This window comes from Allobosea sp., assembly GCF_017308075.1.
GTDB lineage: Bacteria > Pseudomonadota > Alphaproteobacteria > Rhizobiales > Beijerinckiaceae > Allobosea.
Genome location: NZ_JAFKFX010000023.1, coordinates 450,356 through 467,078 on the forward strand (window position 1 = coordinate 450,356; position 16,723 = coordinate 467,078).

Here is a 16,723-nt window from a genome sequence, read left to right on the forward strand (position 1 = left end):
GTTCGCCCGTTACTTCACGGGATAGTTCTTCCAAATCTCCGCGAAAAAAGATGATGATTTCCCTCGCGACGCGGGAACTGATAGGCCACGCCTCTTCCTCAACCCTGCCCGGATCCGCATGTCTGCCCTTGCCATGAACGAAACCCTGATGATCGCGCGGCTCGGCCAGCGCGGCGACGGCGTGGCCGAGACGGCGGACGGCCCGGTCTTCGTACCCTTCGCATTGCCTGGCGAAAGCGTCCGCGCCGTGCGGGATGGCGAACGGGCGCAGGTTGTCGAAATCTTGGCACCATCCGCCTCGCGCATCGCCGCGATCTGTCCGCTCTTCACCCGCTGTGGCGGCTGCGTCGCCCAGCATATGGGGGAGGGGCTCTATGCCGAATGGAAGCGCCAGCAGGTCGTGACGGCGCTCGGGCGCGTCGCCGCCGGGGTCGCGGTCGAGCCGCCGCTCGACGCCCATGGTACAGGGCGCCGGCGCGTCACCTTCCATGCCCGGCGCGAGGAGGACGGCATGCGCATCGGCTTCATGGCGGCGCGCAGCCATGATCTCGTGGCGGTTGACGCCTGCCCGGTGCTGGCGCCCGGCCTGGCACGGGCGCCAGCCGTTGCGCAACTCCTAGCCAATCGGCTCGGCGGCTCGAACAAGCCACTCGATCTGCAGATCACCGCCTCCGAGGCCGGGCTCGACGTCGATATCCGCGGCCATGGCCCGGCCGGCAACGCGCTGCGCCGCACGCTGACCGAGGCGGCCGAGCGGCTCGATCTGGCGCGGCTTGCCATGCATGGCGACGTCATCGTCGAAAGGCGCACTCCCTTCCATCTCATGGGCAAGGCCACGGTCACGCCGGGGCCGGGCGGCTTCCTTCAGGCGACGGCGCGTGGCGAGGAGGTCTTGGCCGAACTCGTGCTCGCGGCCCTGCCCAAGGCGAAGCGCGTCGCCGATCTCTTCGCCGGGTGTGGGCCGTTCAGCTTCCGCCTGGCCGAGCGCTGCCACGTCACCGGCTTCGAGAGCGACAAGACGGCGGTGCAGGCGCTGCAGCGCGGCGCCAGCAAGGCGCAGGGGCTGAAGCCGATCGTGGCCGAGGCCCGCGATCTCTTCCGCCGGCCGCTGCTCGAACACGAGCTCGCGGCTTTCGACGCCGTCGTGCTCGATCCGCCGCGCGCCGGAGCGGAGGCGCAGGTCAGACGGCTTGCAGAGTCCAAGGTCGCCAGCATCGCCTATGTCTCCTGCGATGTCGGCAGCTTCGCGCGCGACGCGGCGCTTTTGGTCGCAGGCGGCTATGCGCTGGAACGCGTGACGCCGGTCGATCAGTTCCGTTATTCCGCTCACATCGAACTCGTCGGCGTCTTCCGCAAGGCTGCCGGCCGCAAGTGATCATGTCTCCGGAGGCAGGATGAGCGCGTCCGTTACCGAAGCTCTGGCCGGCATCGTCGGCGCGAAACACGTCATCACCGACGCCGATGCGATGGTGCCCTATCTCAAGGAGCCGCGCGGCCTGTTCAAGGGCAAGGCGCAGGCGGTGGTGCGGCCGGGCTCGGTCGCTGAGGTCTCGGCCCTGATGAAATGGGCAAGCGAGACGGGTGCGACGATCGTCCCGCAAGGCGGCAACACCGGCATGGTCGGTGGCCAAGTCCCGGTCGCCGAAGGCCGGGAGATCGTCCTGTCGCTGCAGCGGCTCGACAAGGTCCGCGCGGTCGATGCTGCCGGCGACACCATGACCGTCGAGGCCGGCGTCATCCTGCAGAAGGCGCAGGAGGCGGCCGAGGCTGCCGGGCGGCTCTTCCCGCTCTCGCTCGCTTCGGAAGGGTCCTGCACGGTCGGCGGCAATCTCTCGGCCAATGCCGGCGGCACGGCGGTGATCGCCTATGGCAATGCCCGCGAGCTCTGTCTCGGTCTCGAGGTCGTGCTGCCTGATGGCCGCGTCTGGAACGGCCTGCGCCAGCTCCGCAAGGACAATACCGGCTACGACCTGAAGAACCTCTTCATCGGCTCGGAAGGCACGCTCGGCATCATCACCGCCGCGGTGCTGAAGCTCTTCCCGCTGCCGGCGGCACGCGCTACCGCCTTCCTCGCCGTGCCCGATCCGGACGCTGCACTGGCGCTGCTGAACAAGGCCAAGGCCAGCGCCGGCGGCACGCTCACCACTTTCGAGCTGATGCCGCGCATCGGGCTCGATTTCGTCGTGCGCCATGCCGATGGCGCCCGCGATCCGCTCTCGGAGCCCTCGCCCTGGTATGTGCTGATGGAGGTCTGCGCCCAGGCCGAGACCGGCCTCTCCGAGGCAGTCGAGAATTTTCTCGGCGAGGCGATGGAGGCAGGGCTCGTCACCGATGCGGTGCTCGCCGGCTCGCTCGGCCAGCGCGCCGATCTCTGGAAGTTGCGCGAGATGCTCTCGGAGGTGCAGACCCATGAGGGCGGCTCGATCAAGCACGACGTCTCGGTGCCGCTGCACGCGGCCCCGGAATTCCTGAGGCGCGCCATCGCCAAGGTCGAGGAGCTGGTGCCGGGCTGCCGGCCGGTGCCTTTCGGTCATCTCGGCGACGGCAACATCCATTTCAACGTCAGCCAGCCGGTCGGTGCCGACAAGGCCGCCTATCTCGCCGGCTGGGACGCGATGAACGCGGCTGTCCATGCCATCGTTACCGAACTCAAGGGCTCGATCTCGGCCGAGCACGGCATCGGCCGCCTGAAGCGCGCGCTGCTGCCCGGCGTCAAGGACCCGGTCGAGCTCGATCTGATGCGCACGGTCAAGGCGGCGATTGATCCCAAGGGTGTGCTCAACCCTGGCGCGGTGCTGTAGGGAGCCAGGCGAGGGCTTTCAGTTCCAGCGCCGTCATCCCGGCTGGAGCGAAGCGGAATGCCGGGATCCATCGTAAGGCGCAGCGTCCTTCGATGGGTTCCGGGTCTGCGCCGCTTCGCGGCTTGCCCGGAATGACGGTTTCGGCCTCCGACAGTTACGCAGCCGCGCCGCCCTCGCGCACTCGGCAGATCTCGGCCAGCGCCAGCACCAGATGATAGAGCACCCGGACCGGGACCCGGTCGGTGATCGGCTTCCCGTTTTTGTCGAGCTGGTTGACCCAGAGCCCGCTCTCGCGGTCGACGAAGTGCTGGAACATCAGCGCGACATGGCGGTCGAGGCGGGCTGCGGCATCCGAATCGCCTTCGAACTCGACCCGCGCAACGAGGGCTTTCAGATATTCGGTCTGCGGCCAGAGCAGAGCGGCGCCGTTGAGCACATCGCCCGCGGGATCGACCTCGTTCACCACAAGCCACGAGGTGTTGGCCGGCGCATCGACCTGACGCTGTCCGAAGACGTGGAGGCTGCGTGCCGTCGCGCGGGCCTCGGCCGAACCGGTCAGGCGTTCATGGTGATAGAGCAGCCAGGTCCATTCGAAATGATGGCCCGGCTCCCGGATCAGCCCACGTGGACCGGGAAAGGCCGCCCAGTCCTGCGTAAAGAACTCGCCGAGCGTGCCGTTGCCGTCGAGCATGCGCTCGCGCATCAGCAAAACCAGCCTGTCTGCGGTCGCCAGCCAGCGCGGATCGGGCGAAACCGCCGCGAGCGCGTGGCAGGCTTCGAGCAGGTGCATATGCGGGTTCTGGCGCCGAGGCTGCGTGCCGAGCGTATCCTCTTGAAAGCCGCCGGCCGGGTGCGCCAGCTCCCGCTCCAGAAAATCCATGGCCTCCCCGGCCAGCGCCAGTGCGCTCTGGTCGCCGCTCGCCTTTGCGTACCAGCCGAGGGCGAACAGCGCGAAGGCGAGATCGTAGAAATCGGACCTGCCGTCGACGGGCTCGCCCTGCGTGGTGCAGGAATGGCTGTAGCGCCCGTCAGGACGGCGGCAGGCGCCGGTCAGGAAGACGATGCCGTGCCGCGCCGCAGCCAGCGCGCCGGGAACGCCGAGTAGGTGGGCATGGCTGAAGACATAGGTCAGGCGCGCCGTGACCAACGTCGTGCGGATCTCGCCGAGCTCGGGCTTTCCGTCCGGTGTGAGATATTCGACGAAACCCGGCCGTGTCGGATCGTAGGCGCGCGCGATCCAGCCCGGCAGCAGGCTGTCCGTTAGCCAGGAGCGAAGATCGTTCCGCGCAGGCGCCGACATGCTTTCACTCCTCGAAGACACCGCCGTCATGGCATGCGGTCATGGCCGCTGCTCTGCCACCTCGGCGTCGGCGAAGCCAGAGGGCAGACGCATGGAGCGCCGCCATTCAGTCGAGCACGGATTTTTCCTACTCGCGCCCGCTCAGGGCGTCGCGACATAGCCGTCGCGGCGCGGATCGCAGGCGCCTGTCAGTCTGCCAGTCGCAGGATCGCGCGCGACCGCCTGCATGCCGCCGACCCGCATCGTCCATCCGGTATCGAAGGGCGTGATCTCGTGGCCGCGCTGCCGCAGGGCGGCGATGGTCTGCGCCGCGATGCGATCCTCGACCTCGATGGCACGGCCATCCCAGAGCCGGGCGCGCGGCGCCTCGATCGCCTCCTGCAGCGGCAGGCCGAAATCGACATGCTGGACCATGGCCTGGGCCTGCGTCTGCAGGATGCCGTAGCTGCCGGGTGTACCCAGCGCCAGCATCGGCTCGCCATTGCGGGTCGACAGGCTCGGCGACATGCACATCGGCAGTTCCGAGCCGGGTTGCGAGCGGTTCGGGCTGCCGGGCTGGACATCGGCCCAGTACAGGAAATTGTTGAGGCAGAGCCCGGTGCCCGGCACGACCACACCGCTGCCGAACGGGCTGCCGATGCTCTGCGTCACGCAGATCAGGTTGCCTTCGCGGTCGGCGATCGAGAAGGAGGTGGTGTGCGCCGGGTCCTCGCCGGCAGGTGCTTCCGCCATCCATTGCTCGGTCGGGCCGGTGATCGGCTCACCGTCGCGCAGGCGGGCACGCAGTTTTTCGACTGCGGCGTCGGACAGCAGCTCTGCGAGCTTTTCCGGCTTCGGATTGTTGTGGGCGATGCGCTGGCCGGCGGCGAGGCGGATGGCGCGGTAGACGATGTCGAGATGCTCGACGCCGTTGCGCTCCAGCCCGGCGAGCTCGAAACCGTCGAGAATGCGCAGCGTCAGGAGGAACTGGAAGCCTTCGCAGGCCGGCGGCGGCACATGCACGAGCCGGTCGCGATAGGCGGCGGCGATCGGCTCGCGCCAGCGCGGTGCGACCTTGGCGAGATCGGCCATGGTCAGCGTGCCGCCCTTGGCCTTGAGATGCGCGATCACGGTTTCGCCGAGCGCACCGCGGTAGAGGTGCTCCGGGCCCTTGGCCGCGATCTCGGAGAGCGTCCGGGCGAGATCGGGCTGGCGCAGGATCTGGCCGAGTTCGACCGTATCGCCGCCATCCGGCAGGTAGTTCCTCGCCCAGTCGGCATGCAGTTCCGGGCGCTCGCGCAGCAGCGGAGCCTGTTCGTTGAACTCGGCGACGCCGAACTCGGCGAGCGGAAACCCGTCGGCGGCGAGCGCGATCGCCGGGGCGAAGATCTGCGGCAGCGGCAGGCGGCCATAGGTGCGGTTGAGTTCGCACCAGCCGGCGAGATTGCCGGGCGGGGCGACGGCGAGCGCGCCGCGTTCCAGATCCGAGCGCTGGCTGAAGCGCTCCAGGGGAAAACTCTCGGGCACGGGCGGCACGAAGTCGAGCACGCGTACCCGCTTCTCGGCAGCGACCCACATCGTCGCCGAGCCCATGCCGGCGAGGCTCGACATGAACGGCTCGACCACGTTGAGCGCCGCGGCGACAGCGCCGACCGCATCGAAGGCATTCCCGCCCTGGCTGAGGATGCGGGCACCGGCCTGGGCCGCCAGCGGGTGGGCGGCGGCGACCATGCCGTGCAGGGAGCTCATCGTCGGGCGGCGGCCATGCATGTCGGGCGTTCCTCAAATCGCTTTTGTCGTTGCCCGAGAGTAAGCGCGCGCTCGCCTCCCGCGCTAGAACAGGCTGCCCTGCGCATCGTCCTTGCCGCCCCGCCGCGAACGCATGGCGGGCTTCGGCTCGGACGGCTTCGGCGCCGATGCGGGATCGAAGGGCAGCTGCAGTTCCGGCCCGTCATTGGCGACCTTGTTCACGGCGTCGCCGAGCCGGATCATCTCCAGGAGATCGTCGGGGGGAGGGCGCAGCAGCCCCCGCAGCGTCGCCGGCTCGGCCGCCGGATCGAGCCAGGCGTCGAAAGCCTCGGGCGGCACGATGACGGGCGAGCGATGATGGATCGCCGCCATCTGCCCGTTGGCGGGGCCGGTCACCATCGCAACCGTGTCGATCTCCGAGCCGTCCGGGCTATGCCAGGTCTCCCACAGCGCCGCGAAGGCGAAGAGGCCGCGATCTGGCCGGCGGAAGAGATAGGGCCGATTTTCCTGCCGGCGCCCCTCGCCGAGGCGGTGCCATTCATAGAAGCCGTCGGCCGGCATCAGGCAGCGCCTTCGGGCGAGGGCGGCGCGGAAGGACGGCTTCTCGGCGGCGCTCTCGCTGCGGATGTTGATGACCAGCGGAAAGTCCTTGGGGTCCTTGACCCAGCCGGGGATGAAGCCCCAGCGCATCAGCATGAACTGGCGCGTGCCCTGTTCGAGCCTGACCACCGGCACTGGCTGCGTCGGCGCGATGTTGTAGCGCGGCGGAAAGTTCGGCTGCTCGCGATAGGCGAAGGCCTGGCGCATCGCTTCCGGCGGCAAGGTTACGGCGTAGCGGCCACACATGTCCTGTTCAGTCGACGTTCCGTTATGTCCGATCAATACTTTATTTGGGTTTGGGCACGCATATTCCCAGCGATTTCGAGGCCGCCCGGATGCCTGCTCCCGCAAGATCAGATGCGCCGAACGCGGCGGCCGGCTCTGGAGCTGCGCCCTCGCCGATGCGCCTGTCGACGGACTATCTGAACCGCCACAGCGAGGCGCTGATGCTGCTCGAGATGGTGCCGATGGACCGCACCGTCCTGGTCGAGCTGCAGGCCTGGCGGGCGGTCAGCTATTCCGAGCATTTTTTGGCCTCGTCGCTGCGCTGCGCCGCGGAAGCGCACGAGGCTTACCGGCGGCTCGGGTCACGCGAGGTCGCAGGCTTCGACGCGCTCTGCGCCGCCATGGACCGTCTCGTCCTCACCGCGACGGCGCTGCTCGACGAGATGCCTGACAGCGAAGACCCGGCCTTGATCGTCGATGTCGCCTGCCTGTCCCTGCGCCGCCTGATCGCGCGGGCCGCAGCCTTCATCAATGCCAATGGCCAGGGTGATGCCGCTCATATCGATCCCGGTGCGATACAGGCTGAGGTCGATGGGTTGATCTCCGGTTGAGGTTCAGCGCGCCCCGCCGATCAGGAATTCGCGGTTGCCGTCGCCGCCCTCGATCGGGGAGGGGATCGGACCCGAGACCCGGAAGCCGAGTGCGGCGGTGAGCTCGGCGATCTCGGCGCAGATCTCTGCCTGCAGGGCCTCGTCGCGCAGCACGCCCTTCTTCAGCGCCGAGCGCTTCGTCTCGAATTGCGGCTTCACCAGTGCGACGAGCTGCGCCCGGGGGGGCAGCAGCCTCGTCACGGCCGGCAGCACCAGCTTCAGCGAGATGAAGCTGACATCGATGACGGCAAGCCCCGGCGGCTCCCCCAGCAGGGCGGGATCGAGCGTGCGGATATCCTGGCTCTCCAGGCTGGTCAGCCTGGCATGGCCGTGCAGGCTCTCATGCAATTGCGACCGGCCGACATCGACGGCATGGACATGGGCCGCGCCGCGCCGGAGCAGGACGTCGCTGAAGCCGCCGGTCGAAGCGCCGACATCGAGGCAGGCGAGCCCGGCCGGATCGAAGCCGAAGGCGTCGAGCGCCGCCGCGAGCTTCACCCCGCCGCGCGAGACATAAGGATGGGGCGCCTGCGCCTCGATCGTCGCCGTGACCGCGACCGTCTCCGACGCCTTGCGCAGGACGATGCCATCGGCGCTGACCAGCCCGGCGGCGATCGCCGCCTGGGCGCGGGCTCGGCTCTCGAACAGACCGCGCTCGACCAGCCAGAGATCAGCGCGAACGCGGCGCGGCAGGCCGGCGGTCATGGGTTCAGGCGCGCTTGATGGCGCTGGCCGGGCCGAGCGCCGCCTCGACCGCACGCACGATGCCGGCGGCGTCGAGCCCGGCATCGGCATACATCTTCTCGGGCTTGTCATGGTCCTGGAAGCTGTCGGGCAAGGTCAGGCTGCGGATCTTCAACCCGCTGTCGAGCAGGCCCTTCTGCGCCAGCAATTGCAGGACATGGCTGCCGAAGCCGCCGACCGAGCCTTCCTCTACCGTGATCAGCACCTCGTGCTCGCGGGCGAGGCGCGCGATCAGCGCCTCGTCGAGCGGCTTGGCGAAACGGGCATCGGCGACCGTCGTCGAGAGACCGCGCTGGCCGAGCAGTTCGGCGGCCGAAAGGCATTCGGCGAGGCGTGTGCCGAGCGAGAGCAGGGCGATCTGCGTGCCTTCCCTGACGATCCGGCCCTTGCCGATCTCGAGCGGCACGCCGTGCTGCGGCAGCTCGACGCCGACGCCTTCGCCACGCGGATAGCGGAAGGCGATGGGGCCGGCATCATGGGCGGCCGCCGTCGCGACCATATGGGTCAGCTCGGCCTCGTCGGCCGCCGCCATCACCACCATGCCGGGCAGACAGGCGAGATAGGCGATGTCGAAGGAGCCGGCATGGGTCGCGCCATCGGCGCCGACCAGCCCGGCCCGGTCGAGCGCGAAGCGCACCGGCAGGTTCTGGAGCGCGACGTCGTGGACGATCTGGTCGTAGGCGCGCTGCATGAAGGTCGAATAGATCGCGCAGAACGGCTTAAAGCCCTCGCTGGCGAGACCGGCGGCGAAGGTCACCGCATGCTGCTCGGCAATGCCGACATCGAAGGTCCGGCCCGGGAATTCCTTGCCGAAGGCGTCGAGCCCGGTGCCGGACGGCATGGCGGCAGTCACGGCGACGATCTTCTCGTCCTCGCGCGCCGCCTTGATCAGGGCATTGGCGAAGACATTGGTGTAGCTCGGCGCATTGGCCGGCGCCTTGGCCTGCTGGCCGGTGACGGGGTCGAATTTGACGACGCCGTGATATTTGTCGGCGCTGGCCTCGGCCGGGGCGTAGCCCTTGCCTTTCTGCGTGACGACATGGACCAGGATCGGCCCGCTCTCGGCGTCGCGGACATTGCGCAGCACCGGCAGCAGATGGTCGAGATTATGCCCGTCGATGGGCCCGACATAGTAGAAGCCGAGTTCCTCGAAGAGAGTGCCGCCGGTCCAGAAGCCGCGGGCATATTCCTCGGTGCGCTTCGCCTTCTCGTGGAAGAAGCGCGGCAGCTTCTCGGCGAGGTATTTCGCGATCTCGCGCAGCGAGCGATAGGTCCGGCCGGAGACCAGCCGCGCCAGATAGGCCGACATCGCGCCGACCGGCGGCGCGATCGACATGTCGTTGTCGTTGAGGATGACGATCAGCCGCGAGCCGAGCGCGCCGGCATTGTTCATCGCCTCATAGGCCATGCCGGCCGACATCGCGCCGTCGCCGATGACCGCGATGACATTGTTGGCGCCGCCGGCAAGATCGCGGCCGACCGCCATGCCGAGCCCGGCCGAGATCGAGGTCGAGGAATGTGCCGCGCCGAACGGGTCGTATTCGCTCTCCGAGCGCTTGGTGAAGCCGGAAAGGCCGCCGGGCTGGCGCAGGGTGCGGATGCCGGCGCGGCGGCCAGTCAGGATCTTGTGCGGATAGGCTTGGTGGCCGACATCCCAGATCACCCGGTCGCGCGGCGTGTCGAAGACATGGTGCAGCGCGACTGTGAGCTCGACCACGCCGAGCCCGGCGCCGAGATGGCCACCGGTCACCGAGACCGCGTCGATCGTCTCGGCCCGGAGCTCGTCGGCGAGCTGGCGCAGCTGCGCATCGTCGAGCCGGCGCAAGGCCTGCGGATCGGGAACCTGGTCGAGAAGGGGTGTCTTGGGACGGGTCAAGGGCTGGCCGCTGCTGGCTTGATCGTCATTCCCGAATAGTCGCTCGGGGCGGCGCTGGCAAACCTCTGATGGTCGCAGCCCGGGCAGGAAACGGGTGGGAGCGGGCATCGGTGCGTGGGACATCCGCGTGCCCCGTCCGCGAAATCGGAAACTTGCCATGCGCTCGGCCTTGAGCTCGCCGCTCTTTCTCGTCCTGCTCCTGACCGGCGTCGCGGCGCAGTTCGCCGACAAGCTGGCGCTCGACACGATCACGCTGGCGGCGACCGAAGCGGGAGCGAGCGCGCGCTTCGTCGGCCTGCTTGTCGCCGCCCAGTCCGCCGCCTGGCTGCTGATCTCCTTGCCGGCGGGCGTACTGGCCGACCGGGTCGCCCCGCGCAGCCTGATCCTGCTCGGCGGCCTGCTGATGGCTGTCGGCTCGGGCTTCGGTGCGGCCCTGCTTGCGGCGGAAATGATCGGCCCGGCGCTGGCGCTCTCGACCTTCGTCGCGGCGGCCGGGCCGGTCGTGATCGCGCTCTCGGTCTTCGTGCTGATGCCGCGCGCGGTCACGCTCGCCTTGCTGCCGCGAGCCAACAGCCGCCTCGAACTCGGCCGGGCGAGCTTCAACCTGATCGCGCCGCTGATCGCCGGCTGGACGGTGGCGCGCGGCAGCGGCTGGCTCGGACTGGCGCTCTGCGCTGTGGCGGGCCTCGTCGTCATCGCCACGGCCATGCGCCTGCCGGCTGAGGCCGCGCCGGCCCAGCCGCGGCAGAAGCTGCATCGCGCCATCGCCGAGGGCGGCGCCTTCGTCGCCCGTCACCCTTATCTGCGGCCGATCGCGCTCTGCGCCATCGGCTGGAATCTCGCCTTCTTCGCCTTCATGGCGCTGGTCGCGCCCTATGCGCTGCGGGTGCTGGCGCTCGATCCGAAGGCTGTCGGCCTGGCTTCCTCCGTCTACGGCGCCGGGGCGGTCGCAGCGGCCCTCTCCGGCGCCTGGCTGATCGCGCGCCTGCCGACCGGGATGCTGCTGGTCTTCGGACCGGCGGTCTCTTTGCTCGGGGCAGCCTTGCTCGCATCGGCCCCACCCGCCTTGGGCTGGCCGGCGCTGGCGCTCGCCTTCTTCCTGTTCGGCTTCGGCCCGATCCTCTGGTTCATCACCCAGACGACCTTGCGCCAGGCCGTGACGCCGCAGCCCCTGCTCGGGCGTGTCAGCGCCACCATCACCACTGCGATGTACGGCATGCGCCCGCTCGGCGCGCTCGCCGGCGGGCTGGCCGGGGAGCGCTTCGGGCTGGAGGCCGCGATCTGGCTGCCGGTCGTCCTGTTCGGCTTGTCGACGCTGGCGATCCTCGCCTCGCAGATGCCGCGGCTCAAGGTGATGCCGGCGGGGGAGCTTACCACAGCATGAGCGAGGGACGAGCCAGCATCAGCCAGATGATCGCCAGGACGGAGAGGAAGGCGGGGAAGCCGCACGCAAACCAGACGCGGTAGAGCTGGAAATACCGCTTCGGCAGCGGGGCGGCGCTTGCCGCAGCCTCGGATGCGAGCCGACGAAGCCGATGCTGGATCCACACGACCGGCAGCCAGAAGCAGCCGGTCAGGATGTAGAGCGCCAGCGAAAGCATGATCCAGCCTTCGGACAGCGACCAGCCGATCTCTCGTGCCAGCAGGTAGCCGGTGACCGGCTGCAGCAGCACGGCGGAGGCCGTGAATAGCCAATCAGCGACCACAACAGTGCCGGCGACATGGGCGATCAAGGCCGGATCGCGTGTCCGATGCGCCATGACCATGAAGAATGCGATGCCGGCGCCGGTGCCGAGCAATACCGTCGCGCCGAGGACGTGGAGCCAGCGCAGAAGTAGCAACCACTCCATCAGCGCTCTTCTGCTATCGCCATCACCGCGACCGCGAGGGCCGTGGCCGGAAGAATCTTGACGAGCGGCCCAAGCGGGTCTCCCCAAAGCGAGGGCGCGAGCACGGTGCCGGCTGCGAGATAGACCAGCGATACCGCAATCGCGGCGAGTGCCGCGCGGATCAGCCAGCGCCGGAACAGAAAACCGATTCCGATGGCGATGTCCGCCAGCGAACCCAGGATCACGAAGCTTGCTGCAAGCCCATGCGATATCGACGGCGGCAAGATCGCAACCGCTTCGCGCCATTGCCACAGGCCGATCAGGCCCGACAGCAGCCAGAACGAGGCCAGGGTCAGCACGAGACCAGGTAGGACAAGTTGGCTCCTGGCGAAAATCCGCTCCTGGCGGGTCGAGGGCAGTCGAGACAAAAGGACGTCGAGCTCCACCAGATCGCGCCCCGTCGCCTCGCGCCAAGGTGTCGGATCGCCGACGATCCCCCTGGACAGGATGTCGAGCGCGGAACTGCGGAGCGGCGAGCGCCAGCCGAACCAACCGGCGAGGTCGGCCAGTCGCGCGAGGCCGCTTGCCATGGGGGCAGGCAGATCGAACGTTGCCGTCGGGGTCGGCAATCCGAGCCAGCGCCGCAGTTTCAGGATGAGGTCGCGGAGCGTGTGAGGTTCGGCCGCGAGGAGGTCGAATGTCGCACGCTTCGGAACCTCGCCGGCAAGGCAGGCGTCTACCGCGTCCGCTAGATCATCCACTGCAACGGTCTGCACCCTGCTTTTGCCGAAGGCGAGCACTTGCACCAGCGGGAAGGCCGCGATCATCCGAAGCAGGGCCGTGCCGCCATAGGCGTTAGCGCCGATCACCAGCCCGGGCTTCAGGATGATCCAGTCAAGCGCGCTGCGTTGCAATGCGCTATCGGCTTCGCCCTTGGTGCGCAGGAAGGCGATCTTCGCGGCGGGATCGGCCCCCGGTACTGAAATCTGGATGAAGGTCCGAATTCCTCGTGCCTCGCAGGCCGCGATCAATGCCGAGATAGCGCGCTGCTGGCTCGCGGCGAGTTGGTCGCGCGCACCGTCCTGCAGGGCGCCGGCAGCGTTCACGACCGCATCTATGCCGTCGAGATAGGGCTGCCAGCTGGCTTCGGAAGAAAGCCTGCTCAAATCCGTTCCCGTCCAGGTGAGGTCGGGAGCAAGGCGTTGGCCTAGATCGAGGTCGCGGCCGAAGCCGACAATGTCATGCCCCGCCTGTTGAAGGCGGCGCGCGACCGCAAGGCCGATGAAGCCATAGGCGCCGAGAAGCAGGATACGCATGAGGCGGTTTCTATCACCCTTGTTGCGGTATTCGCGATTGCTCCGGCCTCGCGGCGAGCAGGACGCCGCCGACGATCAGCGCGATCGAGACCCCCTCCGCCATGTCGGGGATCTCGCCGAGGAAGACGATGGCGAGCAGCGAGGCGGCGACCGGCACGAGCGCGATCATCGCCGCGCCGGCCGAGGCACCGAGCAGCGTCACGCCGCGATTGAAGCTGATCAGCGCGACGGTGCTCATCAGCACGCCCTGATAGAAGCTCTGGATCGCGATCTCGGCCGCCGGCGCCTGTCGGAGATGGCTGAGGCCGAGCCCGATATAAGCAGGCACGAAGATCACCGCCGACCAGAAGCAGATCAGTGCGGCCGACTGGATCGGCGTCAGGCCGCTGCGCCTCAGGATCAGCGTGTAGCTCGCCCACATGACGGCAGCGAGGACGAGCAGGCCCAGGCCGAGCAGGCTCGGCGCTCCCTGCGCACCGCCGGCGGTCAGCACGAGGCCGCAAAGCCCGGCGGCGATGGCGCCATAGCCGGCGAGCCTGATCCGGCCCGGCCGCTCGCGCAGCAGGAGCCAGCCGAGCAGGCCGGCGAAGACCGGCATCAGCGTCGGCGTTACCGAGGCGGCGCGGCCGGCCGAGGTCATCTGCACGCCGAAGGCGACGAGGATGGCGAAGGGCGCGCCCCAGAGCGCCGCGAAGACGAAGCCGTTGCGCCAGGCCCTGGGCGGCAGCCGGCGCAGCAGCACCGGCGCGAGCAGGATCGCGCCGATGCCGTAGCGCAGCGCGGTCAGGTCCCAGACATTGAGGGTGCGGGTGACGCTGAAGCGCGTGACCACGAACCAGCCGGCGAAGATCGAGACGGCGAGCCCGGCCCAGAGAAATCCGCGTAGCCGCGTCGAGCCCGATTCGGGCGCAGGCAATTCCCGTTGCGATGGCATGGCGGCTTTCGAGAGGCGTTTCGTGCTGGCGGCAACCCGGGCCGCTCTATCCTTCCGGCAGCGGGATGAATTCCTCGGAATCGCCGGGCACGGTGTCGAAGCGGCCAGTCTTCCATTCCGCCTTGGCCTGGTCGATGCGCTCCTTCGAGGAGGAAACGAAATTCCACCAGATATGGCGCGGCCCGTCCATCGGCTCGCCGCCGATCAGCATCAACCGGCTCTGGTCGACGGCGAGGATCGAGATCCGGTCGCCCGGCTTGAAGATCAGGAGCTGGCCGGCGCCGAATTCGTCGCCTGCGATTTCGATCTTGCCGGAGACGATGTAGACGGCGCGCTCGTCATAATCGGGGTCGAGCGGCAGGATCGCGCCCGGCGCCATCACCGCCTCGGCATAGAGCGTGTCCCAGGGGAATTTCACCGGCGACGTCCGGCCATAGGCCGAGCCCATGATCAGGCTGATGCGCTTGCCTTCGCCGACGATGCGCGGCAGCTCGGGCGCGGCGTGGTGGATGAAGCCCGGCGCGATCTCCTCATGCGTCTTCGGCAGAGCGAGCCATGTCTGGATGCCGTAGAGCTTCGGTGCCTTCAGTCGTTCCTCCGGGGCGGTGCGCTCGGAATGGACGATGCCGCGCCCGGCCGTCATCAGGTTCACCGCGCCTGGGCGGATCGGCAGCGCCGTCCCCAGCGAATCGCGATGCATGATCTCGCCGTCGAACAGATAGGTCACGGTCGAGAGCCCGATATGCGGGTGCGGGCGGACATCGATGCCCTCGCCGAGCAGGAACTCGGCCGGGCCCATCTGGTCGAAGAAAATGAAGGGGCCGACCATCTTGCGGCCAATCGAGGGCAGGGCCCGCCGGACCGAGAAGCCGCCGAGATCATGCGCGCGCGGCACGATCACCTGCTCGAGCGCTTCGCAGGAGCGTGTATCGCCGGGGACCGGGTCGTTGTCTGGAAGCTGGGACATGGCGGCTTCTCCCATGAGCGCTGAACCGGCGTCGAGTCTGCGCGTGCGAGCTCGCTTGGGCAAGGTGCCGGGTGAGAAGGTTGCAATTCGGCTCGACGCCGACCTCCGGAAAAATTATCGATAATCCATGCCTAAGGAAAAGACAGAGACGCTTTCGGTCCGGATCAGCCGCACTTTGGCCGAGCGGATCATTTCCGGCCAGCTCGAACCCGGCAGCCGCCTGCGGCAGGACCATGTCGCGGCCGAATTCGGCGCCAGCCATGTGCCGGTGCGCGAGGCTTTCCAGCGCCTCGAGGCGCAGGGATTGGCGGTCAGCGAGCCACGCCGCGGCGTACGCGTCGCCGCCTTCGACCTGCGTGAAGTGCGTGAGGTCGCACAGATACGCGCCGCGCTCGAGGTGCTGGCGCTGCGCCATGCCGCGCCGCATCTGACGCGCGCCATCCTCGACGAGGCCGAGGAGGCCACCAGAGCCGGCGACCGCTCCCGCGACGTCCGCTCCTGGGAGGCGGCGAATCGCCGGTTCCATCGGCTGATCCTGACGCCCTGCGCCATGCCGCGGCTGCTGGCCGCCATCGACGACCTGCATGCCGCCAGCGCGCGTTTCCTGTTTTCCGCCTGGCGCTCGGAATGGGATGGTCGTACCGACCATGATCACGGCGTGATCCTGGCGGCGCTGCGGGCCGGGCGACTGGACGAGGCCGAGGCGGTGCTTGCTCGGCATGTCCAGTGGGTCGGCAGCAAGCCCGTGCGCATGGCCTCGGGGGCGACACGCGATGCCTTCGCCATTGTCGGCTGACGGGCGAGGCTTGCAAATCGGCGCCGGCTGTGGCGTCAGTAATAGATCGCGAATGTAAATTATCTATAATTCTACACCAGCAAGGAGATGCCGATGAATCCTCTGTCCCAGGCCGCGCCCCGGCCCGGTCTCGCCCCGCTCGCCCTCGGCGCGCGGCCCCTGACCGTCCAGATCGCAGCCGTCCTGCTCGGGACCCTCATCCTCGCGATCTCCTCGCAGATCAGCGTGCCGATGATTCCGGTGCCGGTGACCATGCAGACCCTGGCGGTGACGCTGATCGGCGCGCTCTATGGCTGGCGCCTCGGCGCGATCACCATCACCGCCTGGCTGTTCGAGGCGGCGCTCGGCTTGCCGGTCCTCGCCAACGGCAATGGCAGCCTGCTGTCCTTCGTCGGTCCGACGGCCGGCTATCTCTTCGCCTTCCCGATCGTCGGCGCGCTGGTCGGCTGGCTGGTCGAGCGCGGCTGGAACGGCAGCCGCCCGAGCCTCGCTCTTGTCGCCATGATCATCGGCAACGCACTCTGCCTGGTGTTCGGCGCGCTCTGGCTCTCGACTCTGATCGGCGTCGAGAAGGCGATCATCGCCGGCGTCCTGCCCTTCCTGATCGGTGGCGTGCTGAAATCGGCGCTCGGCGCGGCGATCCTCGTCGCCTTCGAGCGGGGCCGGAAGCGCGCGGCCTGACGCGCAGGGGTAAAGCCCGTTGCCTCAGGCGGCGGCTTTACCCACCTTTTTGCGGTTCGCCAGCCGGGCGAGCCGCATCGCATCATCCGAGGCCTAGATCACCGCGCGTCCGTTCAGACGCGGTCACGGTGATCTATCTCATTGTTGTCACATCAGAGTTTTCCGAAAAGTGGAGTCCACTTTTCGGTCCGATGCCATGGCGCCTGAAGCGCTTTCGGCGAGTACGGTGGTCACGAATTCGGCGTAGAGCGCGCCTGGAGCGCCCTGCTTGAGTGC

The 16,723-nt window shown here is 68.4% G+C and carries 15 protein-coding genes; 6 read left to right on the plus strand and 9 right to left on the minus strand.

The features are described 5' to 3' along the window. Positions 1-118 precede the first annotated feature (118 nt). The gene (locus tag J0J10_RS03080; RefSeq protein ID WP_291645164.1) at positions 119-1,375 is read left to right on the plus strand and encodes a class I SAM-dependent RNA methyltransferase; all 1,257 of its coding nucleotides are present in this window, start codon (positions 119-121) and stop codon (positions 1,373-1,375) included. Between the two features lie 19 nt (positions 1,376-1,394). Continuing rightward, a complete protein-coding gene (locus J0J10_RS03085) occupies positions 1,395-2,801 on the plus strand; it encodes an FAD-binding oxidoreductase (protein ID WP_291645166.1) in 1,407 nt (468 codons plus the stop codon). A gap of 154 nt (positions 2,802-2,955) precedes the next feature. Here the strand turns inward: J0J10_RS03085 and J0J10_RS03090 are convergent, their stop codons facing one another. The 3 genes from J0J10_RS03090 to J0J10_RS03100 form a co-directional block, all read right to left on the minus strand. Then, positions 2,956-4,101, minus strand: coding sequence for an AGE family epimerase/isomerase (locus J0J10_RS03090; RefSeq protein ID WP_291645168.1), 1,146 nt, complete (start codon positions 4,099-4,101; stop codon positions 2,956-2,958). Between the two features lie 141 nt (positions 4,102-4,242). Next, positions 4,243-5,850: a gamma-glutamyltransferase family protein gene (locus J0J10_RS03095; protein WP_291645170.1), complete on the minus strand. Its 1,608-nt coding sequence runs from the start codon at positions 5,848-5,850 to the stop codon at positions 4,243-4,245. A 63-nt stretch (positions 5,851-5,913) separates the two neighbouring features. Then, complete coding sequence (locus tag J0J10_RS03100) at positions 5,914-6,675, minus strand: SOS response-associated peptidase (RefSeq protein ID WP_291645172.1); 762 nt, start codon at positions 6,673-6,675, stop codon at positions 5,914-5,916. Positions 6,676-6,830: 155 nt separating this feature from the next. On the opposite strand from J0J10_RS03100, the gene J0J10_RS03105 reads away from it, so the two are divergent. Beyond that, the gene (locus J0J10_RS03105; RefSeq protein WP_291645174.1) at positions 6,831-7,265 is read left to right on the plus strand and encodes a hypothetical protein; all 435 of its coding nucleotides are present in this window, start codon (positions 6,831-6,833) and stop codon (positions 7,263-7,265) included. Positions 7,266-7,268: 3 nt separating this feature from the next. On the opposite strand, the gene J0J10_RS03110 is transcribed toward J0J10_RS03105, so the two are convergent. Further along, positions 7,269-8,009, minus strand: coding sequence for a TlyA family RNA methyltransferase (locus J0J10_RS03110; RefSeq protein ID WP_291645176.1), 741 nt, complete (start codon positions 8,007-8,009; stop codon positions 7,269-7,271). A gap of 4 nt (positions 8,010-8,013) precedes the next feature. Continuing rightward, positions 8,014-9,924 carry a 1-deoxy-D-xylulose-5-phosphate synthase gene (dxs, locus tag J0J10_RS03115; RefSeq protein ID WP_291645178.1) on the minus strand — a complete coding sequence of 637 codons (1,911 nt, stop codon included), beginning with the start codon at positions 9,922-9,924 and terminating at the stop codon, positions 8,014-8,016. A gap of 157 nt (positions 9,925-10,081) precedes the next feature. Between dxs and J0J10_RS03120 the strand changes: the two genes are divergently transcribed. Then, positions 10,082-11,308, plus strand: a complete 1,227-nt coding sequence (locus J0J10_RS03120) for an MFS transporter (RefSeq protein WP_291645180.1) — start codon at positions 10,082-10,084, stop codon at positions 11,306-11,308. On the opposite strand, the gene J0J10_RS03125 is transcribed toward J0J10_RS03120, so the two are convergent. The 4 genes from J0J10_RS03125 to J0J10_RS03140 are packed head-to-tail and all read right to left on the minus strand — an operon-like array spanning position 11,295 to position 14,970. Next, complete coding sequence (locus J0J10_RS03125) at positions 11,295-11,774, minus strand: DUF2269 family protein (RefSeq protein WP_291645182.1); 480 nt, start codon at positions 11,772-11,774, stop codon at positions 11,295-11,297. The two genes, J0J10_RS03120 and J0J10_RS03125, sit on opposite strands and share 14 nt — an antisense overlap. Then, positions 11,774-13,069 carry an SDR family oxidoreductase gene (locus J0J10_RS03130; RefSeq protein ID WP_291645184.1) on the minus strand — a complete coding sequence of 432 codons (1,296 nt, stop codon included), beginning with the start codon at positions 13,067-13,069 and terminating at the stop codon, positions 11,774-11,776. The genes J0J10_RS03125 and J0J10_RS03130 overlap by 1 nt, the downstream gene beginning before the upstream one ends. Before the next feature lie 13 nt (positions 13,070-13,082). Beyond that, a complete protein-coding gene (locus J0J10_RS03135; RefSeq protein ID WP_291645186.1) occupies positions 13,083-14,003 on the minus strand; it encodes a DMT family transporter in 921 nt (306 codons plus the stop codon). Positions 14,004-14,049: 46 nt separating this feature from the next. Continuing rightward, entirely contained in the window at positions 14,050-14,970 is a 921-nt protein-coding gene (locus tag J0J10_RS03140; protein WP_291645188.1) for a pirin family protein, read from the minus strand. 127 nt (positions 14,971-15,097) lie between these two features. Between J0J10_RS03140 and J0J10_RS03145 the strand changes: the two genes are divergently transcribed. Both J0J10_RS03145 and J0J10_RS03150 read left to right on the plus strand, forming a co-directional pair. Further along, positions 15,098-15,766 carry a GntR family transcriptional regulator gene (locus J0J10_RS03145; RefSeq protein ID WP_291645190.1) on the plus strand — a complete coding sequence of 223 codons (669 nt, stop codon included), beginning with the start codon at positions 15,098-15,100 and terminating at the stop codon, positions 15,764-15,766. 93 nt (positions 15,767-15,859) lie between these two features. Then, the gene (locus tag J0J10_RS03150) at positions 15,860-16,447 is read left to right on the plus strand and encodes a biotin transporter BioY (RefSeq protein ID WP_291645192.1); all 588 of its coding nucleotides are present in this window, start codon (positions 15,860-15,862) and stop codon (positions 16,445-16,447) included. The last annotated feature ends 276 nt before the right edge of the window (positions 16,448-16,723 follow it).

Coding starts and splice junctions, on each gene's coding strand:
- J0J10_RS03080 (WP_291645164.1), top strand. CDS start 119: ATGTCTGCCCTTGCCATGAACGAAACCCTGATGATCGCGCGGCTCGGC.
- J0J10_RS03085 (WP_291645166.1), top strand. CDS start 1,395: ATGAGCGCGTCCGTTACCGAAGCTCTGGCCGGCATCGTCGGCGCGAAA.
- J0J10_RS03090 (WP_291645168.1), bottom strand. CDS start 4,101: ATGTCGGCGCCTGCGCGGAACGATCTTCGCTCCTGGCTAACGGACAGC.
- J0J10_RS03095 (WP_291645170.1), bottom strand. CDS start 5,850: ATGCATGGCCGCCGCCCGACGATGAGCTCCCTGCACGGCATGGTCGCC.
- J0J10_RS03100 (WP_291645172.1), bottom strand. CDS start 6,675: ATGTGTGGCCGCTACGCCGTAACCTTGCCGCCGGAAGCGATGCGCCAG.
- J0J10_RS03105 (WP_291645174.1), top strand. CDS start 6,831: ATGCGCCTGTCGACGGACTATCTGAACCGCCACAGCGAGGCGCTGATG.
- J0J10_RS03110 (WP_291645176.1), bottom strand. CDS start 8,009: ATGACCGCCGGCCTGCCGCGCCGCGTTCGCGCTGATCTCTGGCTGGTC.
- J0J10_RS03120 (WP_291645180.1), top strand. CDS start 10,082: ATGCGCTCGGCCTTGAGCTCGCCGCTCTTTCTCGTCCTGCTCCTGACC.
- J0J10_RS03125 (WP_291645182.1), bottom strand. CDS start 11,774: ATGGAGTGGTTGCTACTTCTGCGCTGGCTCCACGTCCTCGGCGCGACG.
- J0J10_RS03130 (WP_291645184.1), bottom strand. CDS start 13,069: ATGCGTATCCTGCTTCTCGGCGCCTATGGCTTCATCGGCCTTGCGGTC.
- J0J10_RS03135 (WP_291645186.1), bottom strand. CDS start 14,003: ATGCCATCGCAACGGGAATTGCCTGCGCCCGAATCGGGCTCGACGCGG.
- J0J10_RS03140 (WP_291645188.1), bottom strand. CDS start 14,970: ATGTCCCAGCTTCCAGACAACGACCCGGTCCCCGGCGATACACGCTCC.
- J0J10_RS03145 (WP_291645190.1), top strand. CDS start 15,098: ATGCCTAAGGAAAAGACAGAGACGCTTTCGGTCCGGATCAGCCGCACT.
- J0J10_RS03150 (WP_291645192.1), top strand. CDS start 15,860: ATGAATCCTCTGTCCCAGGCCGCGCCCCGGCCCGGTCTCGCCCCGCTC.